At 64.2% G+C, this 18,932-nt stretch carries 14 protein-coding genes and 1 pseudogene; 6 read left to right on the top strand and 9 right to left on the bottom strand.

The window, feature by feature from the left end:
* Nucleotides 1–77 precede the first annotated feature (77 nt).
* Nucleotides 78–520: pseudogene (locus tag ACXR2T_RS05450) on the top strand (transposase); the annotation flags it as partial.
* 447 nt (nt 521–967) lie between these two features.
* On the opposite strand, the gene acnA reads toward ACXR2T_RS05450, so the two are convergent.
* The 4 genes from acnA to dut form a co-directional block, all read right to left on the bottom strand.
* On the bottom strand, nt 968–3,643 hold the full coding sequence (acnA, locus tag ACXR2T_RS05445) for an aconitate hydratase AcnA (protein WP_458840335.1): 2,676 nt from the start codon (nt 3,641–3,643) through the stop codon (nt 968–970).
* A 61-nt stretch (nt 3,644–3,704) separates the two neighbouring features.
* On the bottom strand, nt 3,705–4,532 hold the full coding sequence (locus tag ACXR2T_RS05440) for a DUF3159 domain-containing protein (RefSeq protein ID WP_458840333.1): 828 nt from the start codon (nt 4,530–4,532) through the stop codon (nt 3,705–3,707).
* Nucleotides 4,529–5,218 carry a DUF3710 domain-containing protein gene (locus ACXR2T_RS05435; protein WP_458812781.1) on the bottom strand — a complete coding sequence of 230 codons (690 nt, stop codon included), beginning with the start codon at nt 5,216–5,218 and terminating at the stop codon, nt 4,529–4,531. The genes ACXR2T_RS05440 and ACXR2T_RS05435 overlap by 4 nt, the downstream gene beginning before the upstream one ends.
* Nucleotides 5,219–5,284: 66 nt before the next feature.
* A complete protein-coding gene (dut, locus tag ACXR2T_RS05430) occupies nt 5,285–5,728 on the bottom strand; it encodes a dUTP diphosphatase (RefSeq protein ID WP_458812779.1) in 444 nt (147 codons plus the stop codon).
* An 81-nt stretch (nt 5,729–5,809) separates the two neighbouring features.
* Between dut and ACXR2T_RS05425 the strand changes: the two genes are divergently transcribed.
* Nucleotides 5,810–6,277 (top strand): DUF3093 domain-containing protein, encoded by a 468-nt coding sequence (locus ACXR2T_RS05425; RefSeq protein ID WP_458840331.1) that lies wholly within the window; start codon nt 5,810–5,812, stop codon nt 6,275–6,277.
* Nucleotides 6,278–6,390: 113 nt separating this feature from the next.
* Here ACXR2T_RS05425 and ACXR2T_RS05420 read toward each other — a convergent pair whose 3' ends face one another.
* Nucleotides 6,391–6,681, bottom strand: a complete 291-nt coding sequence (locus ACXR2T_RS05420; protein ID WP_458812775.1) for a DUF4193 domain-containing protein — start codon at nt 6,679–6,681, stop codon at nt 6,391–6,393.
* Between the two features lie 258 nt (nt 6,682–6,939).
* On the opposite strand from ACXR2T_RS05420, the gene sepH reads away from it, so the two are divergent.
* Nucleotides 6,940–8,367, top strand: a complete 1,428-nt coding sequence (sepH, locus tag ACXR2T_RS05415) for a septation protein SepH (RefSeq protein WP_458840329.1) — start codon at nt 6,940–6,942, stop codon at nt 8,365–8,367.
* 37 nt (nt 8,368–8,404) lie between these two features.
* Here the strand turns inward: sepH and ACXR2T_RS05410 are convergent, their stop codons facing one another.
* On the bottom strand, nt 8,405–9,667 hold the full coding sequence (locus ACXR2T_RS05410) for an alkaline phosphatase family protein (protein ID WP_458840327.1): 1,263 nt from the start codon (nt 9,665–9,667) through the stop codon (nt 8,405–8,407).
* 135 nt (nt 9,668–9,802) lie between these two features.
* On the opposite strand from ACXR2T_RS05410, the gene ACXR2T_RS05405 reads away from it, so the two are divergent.
* On the top strand, nt 9,803–12,181 hold the full coding sequence (locus ACXR2T_RS05405; RefSeq protein ID WP_458840337.1) for a DNA gyrase/topoisomerase IV subunit A: 2,379 nt from the start codon (nt 9,803–9,805) through the stop codon (nt 12,179–12,181).
* A 51-nt stretch (nt 12,182–12,232) separates the two neighbouring features.
* On the opposite strand, the gene ACXR2T_RS05400 is transcribed toward ACXR2T_RS05405, so the two are convergent.
* Nucleotides 12,233–14,368 (bottom strand): DNA gyrase/topoisomerase IV subunit B, encoded by a 2,136-nt coding sequence (locus ACXR2T_RS05400; protein ID WP_458840325.1) that lies wholly within the window; start codon nt 14,366–14,368, stop codon nt 12,233–12,235.
* Between the two features lie 216 nt (nt 14,369–14,584).
* Between ACXR2T_RS05400 and ACXR2T_RS05395 the strand changes: the two genes are divergently transcribed.
* Entirely contained in the window at nt 14,585–14,806 is a 222-nt protein-coding gene (locus ACXR2T_RS05395; RefSeq protein WP_458812900.1) for a DUF7455 domain-containing protein, read from the top strand.
* Nucleotides 14,807–14,881: 75 nt separating this feature from the next.
* Here the strand turns inward: ACXR2T_RS05395 and ACXR2T_RS05390 are convergent, their stop codons facing one another.
* Nucleotides 14,882–16,219, bottom strand: a complete 1,338-nt coding sequence (locus ACXR2T_RS05390) for an RNA polymerase sigma factor (protein ID WP_458840323.1) — start codon at nt 16,217–16,219, stop codon at nt 14,882–14,884.
* A gap of 191 nt (nt 16,220–16,410) precedes the next feature.
* Nucleotides 16,411–17,394, bottom strand: a complete 984-nt coding sequence (locus ACXR2T_RS05385; protein WP_458840322.1) for a proteasome assembly chaperone family protein — start codon at nt 17,392–17,394, stop codon at nt 16,411–16,413.
* 137 nt (nt 17,395–17,531) lie between these two features.
* Here ACXR2T_RS05385 and lpdA point away from each other — a divergent pair, with 137 nt between their 5' ends.
* Nucleotides 17,532–18,905 carry a dihydrolipoyl dehydrogenase gene (gene lpdA, locus ACXR2T_RS05380; protein ID WP_458840320.1) on the top strand — a complete coding sequence of 458 codons (1,374 nt, stop codon included), beginning with the start codon at nt 17,532–17,534 and terminating at the stop codon, nt 18,903–18,905.
* Nucleotides 18,906–18,932 lie beyond the last annotated feature (27 nt).

Here is an 18,932-nt window from a genome sequence, read left to right as displayed (position 1 = left end):
CGCCGGAGCGCTACCGGGTGCACCCACGCACGCTACCGGGTACCCCCACAGGCGCTACCGAACAAGTCGGCTAAACACAAAGCTTCATTCAATGGAACATTCTTCCCGGGGCCACGGTTAGTACTGACGCGTGGACGGCGTACCCGAACGCGTTGGCAGGCTATGTGCATGAACCCGTAAATATTTCGGCTTCAGGGCTACAAGCGCATGAGTCTTTGCCGGCGGTCCATCGTCTATTCGCGCTTGCAAAACGCATGATTGAAGGCACCTACCAAGGCGCGGGTACTGCCGCCCACATGCAGGAGTACTTGGATGAGTTTGTGTTCCGGTTTAACCGGCGACACAGCACTCATCGAGGGCTCGTGTTCTTCAGGCTTCTCCCGCGGCCACGCCGGTCACCTACCGAGAACTCGTGCGGGACTCCAAACCAAAGACTGCAAAGCCTCGTGGCGTCAGTGGTGAACGCGGAACGCCGGGCACGTTGACCGCGCTCTCGCCGTTACGTCCATGGCGGGAGTGAATGCTCAGGCACCGAAATTTGAGTCAATGACTCGGCACTTAAATGGATAACCCTTCAATACAAATGGTGAAGGCCAGAGGGAGCGCTCATTCGCCCAACAATGAAGGCAGCAGCTCCGCCCTCGGTTGATGCCTTACATATTGAAGTTTGGTGAGCTCGCAAATCCTGACAAGACGGAGGCCGGCTTATGAAAATCTCAGTCCAAGTTCAGCCTCAAGAGGGTTGCCAAAATGCGATGAGAATGAATCGTCGAACAGCGTTAATGAATATGACGTGATCGTTTGCGGCGGATGACAGTAATGGCCGCAACCCCCTGGAGTTCAGGTTGTTGCGGCCATTACTGTCATCCGCCAAAGCGAGACGTGTGCCAAGCTGGTATCTTTCGCCGGCACGCTGCTCTTACACTGGACTCAGAGTAGACGCCGAATCGCGACGAAAGATAGAGTTCTAACTACCGGCAAGTTGGCGCAGCACGTATTGCAGAATGCCGCCGTTGCGGTAGTAGTCCGCCTCACCCGGGGTGTCGATGCGCACGACCGCGTCGAATTCGACCACCGAGCCGTCGGCCTTCGTCGCCTTCACTGCAACCGACTTGGGCGTTGAGCCCTCGTTGAGCTGCGTGATGCCCGAGATGTCGAACGACTCAGTGCCGTCGAGGCCGAGGCTATCGGCGCTCTCGCCCGCGGGGAACTGCAGCGGCAGCACGCCCATGCCGATGAGGTTTGAGCGGTGAATACGCTCGAAGCTCTCGGTGATCACAGCGCGCACACCCAGCAGGCTGGTGCCCTTTGCGGCCCAGTCGCGCGACGAGCCCGAACCGTACTCCTTGCCACCGAGCACGACGAGCGGCACGCCCGCAGCCTGGTAGTTCTGAGCAGCGTCGTAGACGTACGACTGGGGTGCACCCTCGAGGGTGAAGTCGCGGGTGAAGCCACCCTCGACGTTGTCGAGCAGCTGGTTGCGAATACGAATGTTCGCAAACGTGCCACGAATCATGACCTCGTGGTTGCCGCGGCGTGAGCCGTAGGTGTTGAAGTCCTTCGGGGCGATTCCGTTCGCAACCAGGTACTGGCCTGCGGGCGTCTCAGCCTTAAAGCTACCGGCGGGGCTGATGTGGTCCGTCGTCACCGAATCGCCGAGCTTGAGCAGCACGCGTGCGCCTGCAATGTCGGTGACGGGTGACGTCTCGAGAGTCATGCCGTCGAAGTAGGGTGCCTTGCGCACGTAGGTCGACTTCTCGTCCCACTCGAAGGTGTTGCCCTCGGGGGTCGGCAGGCCGGTCCAGTGCTCGTCACCGTCGAACACGGTGGCGTACTTGGAGCGGAACATGTCGGCGTCGATCGACGCGTCGGCAATCTTCTGCACCTCGACCGGGTCGGGCCAGATGTCGCGCAAGAACACGTCGTTGCCGTCGCGATCCTGGCCGAGCGCCTCGGTGTCGAAGTCGAAGTCCATCGAGCCTGCAAGCGAGTACGCTACGACGAGCGGGGGGCTCGCGAGGTAGTTCATCTTGATGTCGGGGTTGATGCGACCCTCGAAGTTGCGGTTACCCGAGAGCACCGCGGTGACCGCGAGATCGTTGTCGTTGACCGCCTGCGAGACCTCTTCGTTCAGCGGGCCCGAGTTACCGATGCAGGTGGTGCAGCCGTAGCCGACGAGGAAGAAGCCGAGATCCTCGAGGTCACCCTTGAGGCCTGACTTCTCGTAGTAGTCGGTGACGACCTTCGAGCCGGGAGCGAGGGTCGTCTTAACCCAGGGCTTGGGCTTGAGACCGAGCGCGTTCGCGTTGCGGGCGAGCACGCCTGCCGCGAGCATCACTGACGGGTTCGAGGTGTTGGTGCACGACGTGATCGAGGCGAGGGTCACCGCGCCGTGATCGATCGTGAACTCGCGACCCTCGGCGTCAGTGACCTGAGCGGGGTTCGATGCGGGAGCGTAGTTCTTGAGGTCGACCTCGAACTGCTCCTTCGAGCGGGTCAGCTCAATGCGGTCCTGCGGGCGCTTCGGGCCGGCGATCGACGACACGACCGTGCCGAGATCAAGCTCGAGGTACTCGCTGAACTCGGGCTCAACGGCGGGGTTGTGCCACATGCCCTGCGCCTGCGAGTACGCCTTGACGAGCTCGACCTGCTCGTCAGGGCGGCCCGTGAGGCGCATGTAGTCGAGGGTGACCTCGTCGATGGGGAACATCGCGGCGGTTGAACCAAACTCGGGGCTCATGTTGCCGATCGTGGCGCGGTTTGCGAGCGGCACCGAGCCGACGCCCTCGCCATAGAACTCGACAAACTTGCCCACGACACCGTGCTTGCGCAGCTGCTGGGTGATGGTGAGCACCACATCGGTGGCGGTGACGCCCGCAGGAATCTCGCCCTTCAGCTTGAAGCCCACAACCGGCGGAATGAGCATCGAGATGGGCTGGCCGAGCATCGCCGCCTCGGCCTCAATGCCGCCCACGCCCCAACCGAGCACGCCGAGGCCGTTCTGCATCGTCGTGTGCGAGTCGGTGCCGACGCTGGTGTCGGGGTACGCCTGAACAACGCCATCAACCTCGCGTGTGAACGTGAGGCGCGCCAGGTACTCAATGTTGACCTGGTGCACGATGCCGGTCCCGGGGGGAACGACCTTGAAGTCCTGGAATGCACCCTGGCCCCAACGGAGGAACTGGTAGCGCTCACCGTTGCGCTCGTACTCCTTGACGACGTTGCGTGCGGCGGCATCGGCGCGGCCGTACACGTCAGAGATCACGGAGTGGTCGATCACAAGCTCGGCGGGTGCCAGCGGGTTAATCGAGTCGGGGTTGCCGCCCAGGTCAGTGACGGCCTCGCGCATGGTCGCAAGGTCGACGATGCAGGGCACGCCGGTGAAGTCCTGCATGATCACGCGGGCGGGCGTGAACTGGATCTCGGTGTCGGGCTCCGCATTCGGGTCCCAGTTGCCGAGCGCTTCAATGTGCGCCTTCGTCACATTCGCACCGTCTTCGGTGCGCAGCTGGTTCTCGAGCAGCACCTTCAGGCTGTACGGAAGTCGCTCGTGACCAGGTACCTGGTCGATGCGATAAATCTCGTATTCCTTCTCGCCCACTGCGAGGGTGCTCTTAGCGTCGAAGCTGTTTACTGCTCCCATGAGGCTCCTCCAAATATCTCGATGTCAAGATAACTCTACACTGAATCGGCGAGTGACTCCCCTACTGCGCAGGGGTGTCCTCGCCCGTGGTTTCAACGATATCGCCCCGCGAATCATCTGATGAACGGTGCAGCCCGCTGAGCACCACCCACGTCACGATGACCACGAGCGCGAAAAGCGGCAGCCCCATCACGAGGCGGGCGACGCCCAAGGCGTCTGTATATACCGCGCTCGCTCCGGATCGTGCCGCGAAATACAGCGGCAGCTGCACGCCGAGGCGCGCAAGAAACATCCCCAGCCACACAACGGTCAACCAGAATGCTGCCCGGCGCACCGGCCGGTTCTGGCGCCAGGCCGCCCCCTGACCCGTCGCAAAGCCGTAGACGATCCCAAACAGCGGCCACCGCACGACAAGCGAGATCAGTAGGCCCAGCGACCACGCGGCGTTGGTAAGAAACCCGGGCAGGTAGAAGTCTTCGCCGCGGCCGGTCATCAGCGTCGCCGCGACCGCGACCGCGGCTCCCAGCGCGCCCGAAATCGCAGACGTGATGTTTTCGCGCCGGGCGAGCCGCACAATGATCGCGAGCACCACAAACGCCGAAGGCGCGATCGCCGACACGCGTGGATCACGCGTAATCGTGAACCCGACGAGAAAGAGCAGCCCGGGCACGACGGCCTCGACAATGCCGCGCGCTCCCCCGATCGCGTCCAACACGCCGCGCGAAGAGAGCCCTTCGCCCTGCTGCACACGCCCGATCGCGTGCCCCATGCCGCCCAGCGCCTTGGGGTGCTTGGCGGCCTGGGGATCCGGATCACACCCATCGCCCGTACCGGGCGCCGGGCTCGCTTCGAACCCGGGCCCGGGGGCCGCGCCGCTTTCGCCGGTCACGCCTGCTGCGTGGTGCCGGGCTGCTGGGCGGCTTGCACGCCCGCGGGCACTTTGAGCGGCAGCAGCTCACTCGGGGGCATCGGGTGGTCTCCGCGCACGACGACGATCTCGCGAAAGAGATCGATCACGTTTGCGAGCGCCTCGGCATCACCGGCGGCCTTGCCCATGATGACGCCGCGCAGCAGCCAGCGGGGCCCGTCGACCGCGATGAAGCGTACGGGACGGGTGCCACCGCCCTGATCTGCAGGCACGGGTGTCTGCGCGACGAGCTCGGTGCCGAGGGCGCCGGGCTCTTCGCTCGTGGTTGCGCCCTGCTGGGTCAGCTGCGCAGCAAGTTCGCCGCGCACACCGTGCCACAGGCCCGTCGACTTGGGGGCGGCAAACGCCTGCACCTGCAGCAGCGACTCTGAGTACTCGAGCGAGACGGCGACCACGCGGTTCGCGCGCTCATCGACCTCGAGCCGCAACTGCAGCCCCTCGCGGGGCGCAACCTTGATGCCGCCCAGATCGACATAGGGGCGCATCGCCGGCACCTCGGTGGCGTCAAACGGCCCCGCCTCGGCGCGGTCTGCGGGGGCAGACTTCGAGTCGTCAACCTCGGGCGTGGCGTCTTCGCCCTCGTGGAGCTCGACGGCATCGGCGCCCGTGTCGGTACTCGTGTCTGCCGGGTTTTGCTTTTCAGCCATGATTACTTCTTCACTTCCTGTGGGCCGCTCGTAAGCGGATTGATCTAGGGGTGCCGCGGGGACGGGCTAGCTGGCATCTTTGACGCCGGTGGAGCCAAAGCCATTCGTGCCGCGCACGCTGTCTGGCAGTTCGGCTACCGGCACGAACACCGCCCGCGAAACGGGCATGATGATGACCTGGGCGATGCGGTCACCCGGGTCGACCGTAAAAGTGTTCTCGAGATCTGTGTTGAGCAGCGTCACCTTGATCTCACCGCGATACCCCGCGTCAACGGTGCCGGGCGAGTTGAGCACAGTAATGCCGTGCTTGGCGGCGAGGCCGCTGCGGGGCACGACAAACGCAGCGTACCCTTCGGGCAGCGCGATGGACACGCCAGTGCCCACGAGCGCACGCTCGCCGGGAGCGATAACGACAGGCTCGCTCGCGCGCAGATCGGCGCCCGCATCGTCGTGGTGCGCATATACGGGGGCGGTCTCGCCCAGAATCGGAATAGTTACGACATCAGTCACGCGAACAGGCTACCGGATCGGGTTCGACGCGCGGTGACCGCGGGGCCCTGATTGTCAGGCACCACACGACATAATGAAGCTATGTCGAGCGACTCACAAGCCAAGCCCCCTCTCGTCAGCTACCGCGAGCGGCTGGTGCCCGGGCCAGGGCTATTTTTTGCCCTGTTGCTGGTGGTGCCTGCCGTGGCGCTCGTGCTCACCCCGGTGCAGGCGAACATTGCGTGGCCCACCGGCATAGCTGTTTACATCATCTCGGTGGTGACATTGATATTGCTCGCGCCCGTCGTAACCGTCTCGGGCGACACCCTCACCGCGGGTCACGCCAGTATTCCCGCGAAGCAGCTCGGCGAAGCAGAAGCGCTCGGATCCGATGCGCTTCGTGCAGCGATCGGGCCTGGCCTCGACGCGCGCAGCTACCTGCTCGTGCGCGGCTGGATTCACCGCGGCGTACGCCTCGAGAACATTGACCCGGCCGATCCGGCGCCGCACTGGATCATCACGACCCGTCACCCACAAAAGCTCATCCAGGCCGTCGCCGCCGCGAAATAGTTGTTCGCCGCAACAAAAAACCCCGCCGGTGGCGGGGTTTTTTCATGCGCGTTTTACGCTGAGCATTCCGACGCTGTGGCGTCGGCGCTGAATGCCGTAAAACGCTGCGCGTTTTACGCTGAGCATTCAGCGCACACCGGGCCGAGCTTCGACTGGTGGTCGAGCTGCGAGCGGTGGCGTACAAGGAAGCAGCTCACGCAGGTAAATTCGTCGTCCTGTTGTGGCAGCACAACCACGTCGAGGTCTACGTCAGACAGATCGGTTCCGCCTATCGCGAAACTCGGGTTGTCTGCGTCCTCGGTGTCAGAACCCGAAGCACCCTTAGCGGGGCCGCGCTCCTTCAACGCTTCAATGGACTCAGCGTCTTCTTCCGTCTTGCGCGGGGCGTCGTAATCGGTGGCCATTTTCTCCTGCAATCTACGTGCCGTGTCTCGGCACCTCAACTCTCGAGCGGCCACAGTCTGCCCTATTTATAGGGGTTCACGCAAACCCTAAATGCCGTGAGTTCACTGAGCGCGTAGAGTGAAGTGGGTCATCTCGAGGCTGGGAGTGGTCCGAGGCACGCAAATTCGGGCACGATGTCGGTCACGCGCCGCAGCAATGTACCAATTCTCTGGCCCAGTGTGACAACCTTGTTTGCGAACCACGAAGGGAGCGCGCCGATGAACGAATTGCGTTTTGTGCGACGCGAAGAGCGATCGCTGATTCTCGCGACCGAGAACGACGATGAATTCCGCCTCGTGATCGACGATCTGCTGATCGCTGAACTGAAGCATGCCAGCCGCAAGGAACGCGAGGGCGCCAAAGTGCGGCCGCGCGAGATTCAGTCGCTCGTGCGCGCGGGCAAGTCCCGCTCCGAGATCGCCGCGATCACCGGGCTCGAAGAGTCAGACATCGAACGGTACGAAGAACCTGTGCTGGCTGAGCGACGTTACATTCTCGAGCGCGCGCACGCCGTGCAGGTGCGCACCGAGGCCAGCGAAGAGTCCGATCAACGATTCGGCGCTGTCATTGGCGAGCGTCTCATCGGGCTTGAGGCCGACGCGAGCGAGTGGACGGCGTGGCGAGACGAAGAAGCCGGTTGGCTGGTGAGCCTCGAGTTCATCTCACACGATGTGGCCCACAACGCGCTGTGGAGTTTTGACCATCGCAAGCAGACCCTCGCCCCCATCAACCCCGACGCCGTAAATCTGTCTAAGCAGGGAGATGTCGGCGACCGACTGATTCCAAAGCTGCGCGCCGTCGACAACGGCGACCGCACCTCGCAGTTTCCGCCCGTCACCGATGCGTCGTCTGCGTCAGCGTCCTCCGCGGCGCCCGCGGCGCCCGCGGCGCCCGCCGCCCGAGCGGAGAAACCCAGCACACCCGCAAAACCTGCGGTGGCACAGCTTACGGCGGCGCGTGACGCCGCCCCAGCCCCCGAGGCCGAGGCAGCCGAGGCATCCGTGGCATCCACTCCAGCAGAGCAGGCTGCGGCCGAGCGTACCGCCGCACCGCTCGATGCCAACGCCGAGTATGCCCGTCGCCGCGAGATAGATCAGCGAGCGATCAAGAGCGACGATTCAGGCCCCGTCGACTTCAGCCAAACGGCCGATCTGCTCGATGCGCTGCGGCGCAGGCGTGGCGAACGGCAGCTTGCGCAGGCTCAAGACCCAGACGACACCGAAACATCTCCCATCACGGCGCCGCCCGTTTCAATTCCCGTGTCGGCGAAGCCCGAGCCAGCGACCGCCCCCGCCGCAGAACCGAATGCAGCCGCGCCGGCCGCTCCCGCTGTGAAGAAACCACGCAGCATCTGGGGTGGCGCGGGCGTCGCCTCGGGTGTAACGCAGGCTAAACTTGGCGCGCCCGAAGCGCCGAGTGCCGCCGCGCCCGCCAACCCACCGGCAGCCCCCGCTGCAGCCGCGGCTCCTGAGCAGTCGCCGGCGGCAGCAACTCCCGAGGCGCCTGCAACGTCAGTAGCCACGGCGTCAACATCCACGGCGTCAACTTCTACGCCACAGGCGGGCCCGAAGAAGGGGCGCGCGTCGATCCCGAGCTGGGACGATATCTTGTTCGGCACCCGCAGCGACGACGACCCCAGGGCATAACTGGCTGCCCCCGGGTCAGAGCAAGCCGCGTACGCGCCTAACGCGCGTACGCGGCCGCGGCCCGCGTCACGAGCGACACAAACGGTGAACCATCGAACTCCCCCGCGAGCGCGAGCGGCACGCCGCGCTCTTCCTCGCTAAAGGAGCCGTGCTGCCCGATCATCTCGCGGGCGGCAGGGTCGTCTGACCCGAGATAGTAGGCGACCCGCTTGCGCGCCGCGATGATCACATCGCCCAACCGCTCGCTCACCCCGGGGGCCATGTCGCCGAAGCAGCCCGATGCAATGAACTCCTCGCGCGTGCCCACAAACGCGCGCGCCCCCTCGTGCTCGGCCCACCTTGCAGAGACCGCCGCAGCGGCCTCCGGTCCAGCATCGGGCGCGAGATACAGCGACCGCATGCGCGGCTCCCCACCCACCTCGGCCACACCATCAAGCAGCTCCGGCGTAGCGTCGAGCAGCACCTGCTCGTGCGCCGCCACATCTACAATGCCGTGATCTGCCGTGAGCGCGACACCTACGCCCGCGGGCAGTGTGCGCAAGAAATCACTGAGCGCCGCGTCGAACTGTTCGAGCCTTCGCACCCACTCGTCGCTCTGCCACCCAAACTTGTGAGCGGCGCGATCGAGCTCATCGATGTACAGATAGACGTAGCTGGGGTCGCCCGTTCGAAGGGCTCGAGACGCCTGCGCGAAACGGTCCTCGATGCGCTGCCCCTCGAGGTACTCGGCGCCCGTGAGATTGGCCCGCGTGAGCCCGCTCAACCGATGGGCGGGGCGGCCGATCGCGTAGGCGCGCGCGCCCAGCTCGGTCGCGCGGTGAAACAGCGGCTGGGCGCGCTGCCACGCGCGCACGGGCGCTATACCTTCCCACTCGCTCAGGGTCGTACGCAGCCCCAGCTCAGGGTGCCGGATCCGGTACCCCACGAGCCCGTGACTTCCGGGCAGCTGCCCCGTCACGAGCGTCGTGAGGGCGGCGCCCGTCGTCGACGGAGCGACCGTCTCGATGCGCTTACGCGGCATCCGCGCAAGCGTGGGCGCGTGCCCAATGCGCGCACCCAGATTCGCGTGCCCGAGACCGTCTACCGCGATCAGTACAAACGACCGGATCGCGGGCAGCCCCGCCAGATCCGGAGCTTTCGAGCCCCCCAGCACCTCGGGCGTGTCAGACGCGCCGGGGCGCGTGAAGGCAGCGGAGAGTGTGGCGGCGGGGTCGTGGCCGAGGCCGCGGGCGAGCGCGGCAAGGCCCATCGGCGCGATTGCGGCCAGCCTCCCGCCGTTGTCAGTGGCTGTCGATAGCATGGTTTCATTATGACCGAAGCCTCCAACAGTGCCTCACCCGATGCCGTCGCCACAGGCGCCGCCTCAGCTGGATCCCCCGCCCTGCCCCACGAGCTCGCGGGCGAACGCATTGAGGACATCGACATCTCGCAAGAGATGGAAGGCTCATTTCTCGAGTACGCATACTCGGTGATCTACTCGCGTGCGTTGCCCGACGCGCGCGACGGTATGAAGCCGGTGCAGCGGCGCATCTTGTTCATGATGCAAGACATGGGGCTGAAGCCCGAGAAGGGTCACGTCAAGTCGGCCCGCGTGGTGGGCGAAGTGATGGGCAAGCTACACCCGCACGGCGACTCGTCGATCTACGACGCCCTCGTGCGGCTCGCACAAGACTTTGCAATGCGCCTGCCCCTGGTCGACGGGCACGGCAACTTTGGCTCGCTCGACGACGGCCCCGCCGCATCGCGCTACACCGAAGCGCGGCTCGCGGGCGCAGCGCTCGCGATGGTCGACTCACTTGACGAAGACGTCGTCGACTTCGTACCCAACTACGACAACCAGATCATGCAGCCCGAAGTGCTGCCGTCTGCCGTGCCCAACCTGCTCGTCAACGGCGCCAGCGGCATCGCCGTGGGCATGGCCACAAACCTCGCCCCCCATAACCTCATCGAGGTCGTCGACGGCGCAAAACACCTATTGTTTCACCCGAAGGCCACCGTCGACGAGTTGATGGAGTTCATTCCCGGGCCCGACCTGCCCGGCGGCGGCACGATCGTCGGCCTCGACGGCGTGAAAGACGCCTACCGCACCGGCCGCGGTGCCTTTCGTACCCGCGCCAAAGTGACGGTGGAGCAGCTCGGGCCGCGCCGCACCGGTCTCATAGTGACCGAGCTGCCCTACCTCGTCGGCCCCGAGCGCATCATCGAGAAGATCAAGCAGGGCGTCGATGCCAAGAAGCTCTCGGGCATCTCAGACGTCGCCGACCTCACCGACCGCAAGAACGGCATGCGTCTCGTGATCACGCTCAAGACCGGGTTCTCCCCCGAGGCCGTGCTCGAGGCGCTCTACCGCTACACACCGCTCGAAGACTCCTTCAGCATCAACTCTGTCGCGCTGGTGAACGGGCAGCCACAGACGCTAGGCCTGCGTGAAATGCTGCGCGTGTTTCTCGATCACCGCATCTCGGTGATCACGCGTCGCTGCGAGTTTCGGCTGCGCAAGCGCCGCGATAGGTTGCACCTCGTCGAGGGGCTGCTCATCGCTATTCTCGACATCGACGAGGTCATTCAGCTGATTCGCACAAGCGACGATTCAGAGACCGCGCGCACCAGGCTCATGCAGGTGTTCGATTTGAGCGAGCTGCAGGCCGAGTACATTCTTGAGCTGCGCCTGCGCCGTCTCACAAAGTTCTCGCGTGTCGAGCTCGAAGCAGAACGCGACGAACTGCGGGCTGAAATCGATAAGCTGCTCGAAATTCTGGGCAGTGACGAGCGGCTGCGGCAGTTGGTGGCCGACGAACTCGACCAGGCCGCCGAATCGTTCGGCACCCCCAGGCGCACGCTACTCACGGGCGCGGTGGCGCGGCCCACGCGCTCTGCCGCGGCCGCTAAGTCCCTAGAAGTCGCCGACACCGCCTGCACCGTGATGCTCTCGGCTACGGGCCGCGCTCTACGCATCGAACGCGACCCCGCCGCGGGTGATGCGCCCCGCGGCACATCTCGGGCGACGAAGCACGGTGCCGTAATGTCTATCATCGACGGCACCGTGCGCGGTGAGCTGGGCGCGATCTTGAACGATGGCACACTGCACCGATTTACCCCCGTTGATCTGCCGATCGTGCCCGGGGCGAGCATCGCCTTCTCGGCCGGTGTGAAGCTGCGGGAGTATCTCGGCCTCACTGACAAAAAGCTCAGGGTCGTGGGGCTCGTGCCGCTCGACACCGATCAGGTGGTCGGGTTGTTTACGCGCGGCGGCGTGGTCAAGCGACTGTTGCTCACGGAGCTGCCCCCCAGGCCCTCGTTCGAAGTCATCACGTTGAAAGACAACGACCAGCTCATCGCCGCCTGCATCGCTCCAGACGGGACCGAGTTTGCCGCGGTCACAAGCGATGCGCAGCTGCTCAGGTTTGCGGCAGACGCTGTACGCCCCCAGGGCCGCGCCGCCGCCGGCATGGCCGGGATCCGCCTCGGGGCAGACGCGCGGGTGGTGTTTGCGGGTGTCGTAGCCTCGGGCAGTGAAGCCCGCGTCGTCACCGTGGCCGACAGCTCGATCACGCTGCCGGGCACAGACGTTGCGACCGCGAAGGTCACCGACTGGGCCGAGATTCCGGCCAAGGGACGAGCCACCGGTGGCGTCAGGGTGCAGCGATTCTTGAAGTGGGAAGACCAGATCGCGTGCGCCTGGGTGGGCGTGGGCACACCGCGCGCCCTCGCGAGCGACGGAGCCGCCCGCAAGCTGCCGACGGAGCTCGGCAAGCGCGACGGCTCAGGCACCCCGATCGACGGGGCCGCCGCCTACGTGGGCCTCGCACCGTAAGCCGCCAGGCGGCCGGATCGCGCGGGAACGCGCGCGATCCGGCACAGCAGGTTAGGCGTCGATGCGGTCGCGATCGAGGTCGTCAGCGTTCTCGATGATGAACTCCTTGCGCGGCGCGACCTCGTTGCCCATGAGCAGTTCGAACACCTGCGACGCGGCGTGCGCGTCTTCCATGCGCACGCGGCGCAGGGTGCGATGCTCGCGGTCCATCGTGGTCTCTGCCAGCTGGTCGGCATCCATCTCGCCGAGGCCTTTATAGCGCTGAATGGGCTCTTGATACTTCTTGCCGCGCTTGCGCAGGTTCGCGAGCAGCGCGGTAAGCTCACGCTCACTGTAGGTGTACACAACCTCGTTGGGCTTGCGGCCCGCGTGCTGCACGACGACGCGGTGCAGCGGTGGCACCGCAGCGTACACGCGGCCCGCTTCGAGCATCGGGCGCATGTACCTGAAAAATAGGGTGAGCAGCAGCGTGCGAATGTGCGCACCGTCAACATCGGCGTCACTCATGAGGATCACCTTGCCGTAGCGCGCCGAGTCGAGATCGAAGTCCCGGCCAGACCCCGCGCCAATCACCTTGATGATGGCGCCGCACTCGGCGTTGTTCAGCATTTCTGCCACCGAGGCCTTTTGCACGTTCAAGATCTTGCCGCGAATCGGCAAGAGCGCCTGAAACTCGCTGTCACGGGCCGGGCGCGCTGTGCCGAGTGCGCTGTCGCCCTCGACAATAAACAGTTCAGTCTCGGCGACGTTCTTTGAACGGCAGTCGATGAGCTTCGCGGGCAGCGAGGAGTTCTCGAGCGAGCTCTTGCGGCGGGCGGTGTCGCGCTGCGCACGCAGTGAGATGCGTGCCTTCATCTCAGACACCATCTTCTCGAGCAGCGCGCCGGTCTGCGTCTTGTCGGCCTTCTTGGTCGACTCGAAGCGCTCGGTGAGCCCCTTCGTAATGGCACGCGAGACAATCGACCGTACGGCCGCGGTGCCGAGCACCTCTTTCGTCTGCCCCTCAAACTGGGGTTCGGGCACGCGCACCGTCACGACAGCGGTGAGCCCGGTCAGAATGTCGTCTTTGTCGGGCTTGTCGCTGCCCGCCTTCAGCTTGCGCGCGTTCTGCTCGATCTGCTTGCGGAAGAACTTAGTGAGCCCCTGCTCGAACCCTGACAGGTGTGTGCCGCCCTTGGGCGTTGCGATGATGTTGACAAAGCTCTGCACCTCGGTGTCGTATCCGGTGCCCCAGCGCAACGCCACGTCCACTTCGCACTGCCGCTCGACCTCACGTGACACGAGGTGGCCGGTCTTCTCGTCCATCACCGGCACCGTCTCGGTGAACTTGCCGGTATCGGTGACGCGCCACGTTTCGGTGAGCGCAGCATCGACCGCGAGAAACTCGACAAACTCTGACAGGCCGCCCTCGTATGCAAACGCATGCACCGTCGGCTCGCCCGTCTCGCTGAGGCCCTCGGGGCGCTCGTCCCGAATCTCGATTGCTAGGCCCGGCACCAGAAATGCGGTTTGTCGCGCGCGGGCCACAAGCGACTCAGGCTCAAATCGTGCCGTCGCAAGAAAGATTTGCGGGTCGGCCCAGTAGCGCACACGAGTGCCGGTAACCCCGCGCTTCGCTTTGCCTACGAGGCGCAGCTGGGACGCGTCCTCGTACGGCGTGAACGGACTGTCGGGCCCTTCGCCCGCAAACTCGCCCGGTTCGCCGTGGCGAAAGGACATGGCCCAGGTTTTGCCACCCCGGTCAACCTCGACATCGAGGCGTGACGAGAGAGCGTTCACGACCGAAGCACCCACGCCGTGCAGGCCACCCGACGACGCGTACCCGCCGCCGCCAAACTTGCCGCCCGCGTGCAGCTTCGTAAACACTAGCTCGACACCGGTCAGGCCACTCTTGGGCTCAACGTCTACGGGGATCCCACGACCGCGGTCGGTGACCGTTACGCTGCCGTCAGCGTGCAGCGTAATGCCGATCTCTGAGCCGTGGCCGGCGAGCGCCTCGTCAACCGAGTTGTCGATGATCTCCCACAGACAGTGCATGAGGCCACGTGAGTCGGTGGTGCCGATGTACATGCCGGGTCGCTTGCGCACGGCTTCAAGGCCCTCAAGTACGGTGAGGTGCCGCGCCGAATAGCTCGACTCGCCCCCTGCTGCCCGGGGTGCTGCTGACGCTGCGTTCTGCTCGGCCACTCGGCGGATCTCCTTACGTAAACTGACCTCTCTAGCCTAATTCACACCACCGACATTGCCCCTGCGCTCGCTCGGTGTGTGCCGGATCCATGCTCCACGCAACCGGTCGCCCAGCCTTAGCTACGCGCTCAGCGAACCTGTGCGCCCAAAAATCGCGGTTCACGAAGATGAGTGCTTGGATGGAAGTAACACATGGACGAGCAACGGGAGGACACGATGTCGACCATCGAGCAAGATCGCCAGACAGACATTTTGGCCGCGGATCGCCCACTCAGTGCGCTGGACCGCTGCGACAGCTGCGGGGCACAGGCCTACGTGCGCGTCGTATTTAGCGGCAGCGAACTGCTATTCTGCGCCCACCACGCCACGAAGCACGAGGCGAAGCTGAAGCCCATGGCCGAGGTGTGGCACGACGAGTCACACAAGCTCACCGCTTAGCCTTCTAGACAGCTTCGCACCAACGACAACGCCCCGCGGGATTTCTCCCGCGGGGCGTTGTCGTTGTCTGCCGATTTACTCGAGGTAATCGCGCAGCTGCTGCGACCGTGACGGGTGGCGCAGCTTCGCCATCGTCTTCGACTCGATCTGGCGAATGCGCTCACGCGTCACACCAAAAGTGTCGCCAATCTGGTCGAGTGTCTTCGGCATGCCGTCACCCAGGCCAAAGCGCATCCGGATCACGCCGGCCTCACGCTCGGAGAGCGAATCGAGCAGCTGTTCGAGCTGCTGCTGGAGCATCGTAAAGCCCACAGCGTCTGCAGGCACGACGGCCTCGGTGTCCTCAATCAGGTCACCGAACTCGCTGTCGCCGTCCTCGCCCAGGGGCGTGTGTAGCGAAATGGGCTCACGGCCGTACTTCTGCACCTCGATGACCTTTTCGGGGGTCATGTCGAGCTCGCGGCTCAGCTCCTCAGGAGTGGGTTCGCGGCCCAGATCCTGCAGCATCTGGCGCTGCACACGAGCGAGCTTGTTGATGACCTCGACCATGTGCACGGGAATACGGATCGTGCGCGCCTGGTCAGCCATGGCGCGAGTGATCGCCTGACGAATCCACCAGGTGGCGTAGGTCGAGAACTTGAAGCCCTTGGTGTAGTCAAACTTCTCGACCGCGCGAATCAGGCCCAGGTTGCCCTCTTGGATGAGGTCAAGGAACTGCATGCCTCGGCCGGTGTAACGCTTTGCGAGCGAGACCACCAGGCGCAGGTTGGCGCCGAGCAGGTGGCTCTTGGCACGCTGGCCGTCACGGGCGACCCACTTCAGCTCGCGCTCGAGCTTCTTGGGCAGGCTCTTTTCGACCGACAGCTTCTCGGACGCAAACAGGCCAGCCTCGATGCGCATAGCAAGCTCGACCTCTTCGGCCGCGTTGAGCAGTGCGACCTTGCCGATCTGCTTCAGGTAGTCCTTAACCGGGTCAGCCGTAGCGCCCGGAATGGCCGTCGTGATGGTCGGAACATCTTCTTCGTCGCTCGCCTTCAGCACGATCGCGCCGGTGGGCACCGGATCGATCACGGTTGAAGCGGACTTCTTAGTTTCGACCTGCTCTTCTTCGACGTCTGGTGCGTCGTAGTCGATCTCGTCGGCGGCCGACTTCTTCCTCGAAGTGGTCTTCTTCTTTGCAGCGGGCTTAGCCTCAGCCTTCGCGGCCGCTGCCTTGGTGGCAGGCTTCTTAGCAGCGGTAGCCTTCGCCGCCGTAGTTTTCTTGGCCGCGGCAGCCTTAGTCGTGGTGGTCTTCTTCGCGGCAGCCTTCGGCGCCGCTTCGGTGGTGTCCTTCACCTCTGCGGCGTCCTCAGCGGCCGACTTCGCGGTCTTGGCCGAGGTCGAGCGAGTCTTGGGGGTGGATGCAGTTGCCACGCAGCCGCCTCTCTGTGTCTGAATTCGGGCTGTGTCGCCGAAGGCGAGTGCTCACAGCATGAAAACCCATGTCAAGTCTGGTTTATTCCCGATACGGGAGGTAAGCGCAAACTTGGATGGGCTAGCCCTACCATTATTGCATGCCTCGAGTGTAGATTCTGACCAAAACCTCGAAGCTGCAAGCCTTCGCGCTAGTGATTATTGTCGGACTCCCCACCCGGGGTGTCGTCGCCGGGTTCGGGGTGATCCGGATCATGGAACCCAGAGTCACCCGAGCCGTGCTGCTGAGCGAGAAATCGCTCGAGCTCGCTCGCGATCTGCTCTGCCGTGGGCAGTGACCCGTCCTCACTCACGAGCGGTGAGCGAGTCTCTTGATCCTCCATATAGGCGTCGTAGCGCTTCTCGAGCGTGTGCACCATTTCTGCCGTTTCATGGCTCTCTGAAATTTGGGCATCGACCTGCTCCATAAACGCGCGTGCGCGCGTGCGCACCTCATCGGTGGCGAAGATGAGGCCGGTCGCGGCCATGAGGCCGTCGAGCGCAGCATAGAGCGCCTCGGGGTACTCGGTGTTTGCGAGGTAGTGCGGAATGAGCAGCGCGAAACCCGCGACCTCCTCCCCCAGCGAGTGCAGTCGGTACTCAAGCACGTGTGCGGCCGAGGCAGACAACTTGGTGGTCGGCCGCCAGGACGAACGCGCCTCGATGAGATCCTCGCGCGAGCCGCTCACCGTCATCGAGATCGGGCGAGTGTGCGGCACAGGCATGGGAATCGCATGGCTCCACGTGGTGATGGAAACCTCGAATTCGTGCACCAGCATGAGCACCGCGTCGATGAATTGCTCCCACCGAAAGTCGGGCTCGTAGCCACTCAGCAGCAGAAACGGGGTGCCGAGCTCGTCACGCGCGAGGCTGAGCGTGAGCTCCTCAGGGCTGTAATCGGTGAAATGGTCACTGTCGAATGTGATGATGGGGCGCCGAGCCCGGTAATCGAGTAGCAGGTCGGCATTGAAACGCAGAATCTCTTCGGGGTGGCACTGCTCCCACAGATACTCGTCGAGCTGTGAAATGGCGCCACCAGCGTCGCTGAGCCCCTGGAGTGCCACGATCAGGGGCAGGCCGCGAGGTACGCTCGCCCGGCGCTCGGCGTGCTCTGCAGAAAAGATTGAATCGCTCACATCACCATCCTATGAAGCCTTGCCTCACGACGCGTGTGCATGCGTGACGCTGGCAGCGAAACAGTGGGGTGTAGGGTGGATGGGTACGCCCCTACCGGGCCTCACATACATTGCGAACACACCGAGGGAGACCCCACTTGGCCGATCAGCAGTTTGACATTGTTGTCTTGGGCGGAGGAAGCGCCGGCTACGCCACCGCGATCCGTGCAACTCAGCTGGGCATGACCGCAGCAGTCATCGAGAAAGATAAGCTCGGCGGCACTTGCCTGCACCGCGGCTGTGTGCCGACGAAGGCCCTGCTGCACTCCGCAGAAGTTGCCGACGTTGCACGCGACGGAGATAAGTACGGCGTGCTCTCGAGCGTCGCCGGGATCGATATCGCGAAGGTCAATAACTACCGCACGACGCTCGTGGCCGGCAAGCACAAGGGCCTGCAGGGCCTGCTCAAGGCAAACGGCATTACGGTGATTGAGGGCGAGGGCAAACTCGTTGCCCCGAACACTGTGCAGGTCGGCGCCGACCGTGTCATTGGTAAGAACGTCGTACTGGCGACGGGTTCATGCTCCCGTTCACTACCCGGCCTCGAAATTGGTGGCCGCGTCATCACGAGCGAGCACGCCCTTGAGCTCACCGAGGTGCCCAGCAAGGTCATCATTCTGGGTGGCGGCGTAATTGGCGTTGAGTTTGCGAGCGTGTGGCGCTCGTTTGGCGCTGAGGTCACGATCGTTGAGGGCCTGCCGCATCTCGTGCCGAACGAAGAAGAGTCGGTCTCAAAGCAGCTCGAGCGTGCCTTCAAGAAGCGCGGCATCGCGTTCAAGCTGGGCGTGCGTTTCCAGTCGGTCACGCAGGACGCTTCGAGCGTAACGGTGAACCTCGAAGACGGCACCGTGCTTTCGGCTGATTACCTGCTCGTCGCTGTGGGCCGTGGCCCCTCGACGCAGGGCATGGGCTTCGAAGAGGTTGGCGTGTCAATGGATCGCGGCTTCGTGCTCGCCAATGAGCGCCTCGCCACGAACGTGCCCGGCGTCTACGCCGTGGGCGACATTGTTCCCGGCCTGCAGCTGGCACACCGCGGCTACCAGCAGGGCATTTTTGTGGCCGAGGAGATCGCCGGCCTGAACCCCGTAGTGGTTGACGACGTCAACATTCCCAAGGTCACCTACTGCGACCCCGAGATCGCATCGGTCGGCCTTACCGAGGCGAAGGCTAAAGAGAAGTACGGCGCAGACAAGGTCGCGGCCTACGAGTACAACCTCGCGGGCAACGCGAAGAGCTCGATTCTGGGCACCGCGGGCACGGTCAAGGCCGTGCGCGTAATCGACGGCCCCGTCGTCGGTGTGCACATGATCGGTGCGCGCGTCGGCGAGCTCGTTGGTGAAGCACAGCTGATCGTGAACTGGGAGGCATACCCCGAGGACGTAGCCCCCCTGATCCACGGCCACCCCACCCAGAACGAGACCATTGGCGAGGCGATGCTGAAGCTCGCCGGCAAGCCGCTGCACGCGATCTAATTCGCCCAGAATTTTACAAACGAAGGA

Source organism: Leucobacter faecis, assembly GCF_054456635.2.
The sequence above is the reverse complement of the archived record's forward strand: the minus strand, read 5'-3'. Positions and strand labels throughout refer to the sequence as shown.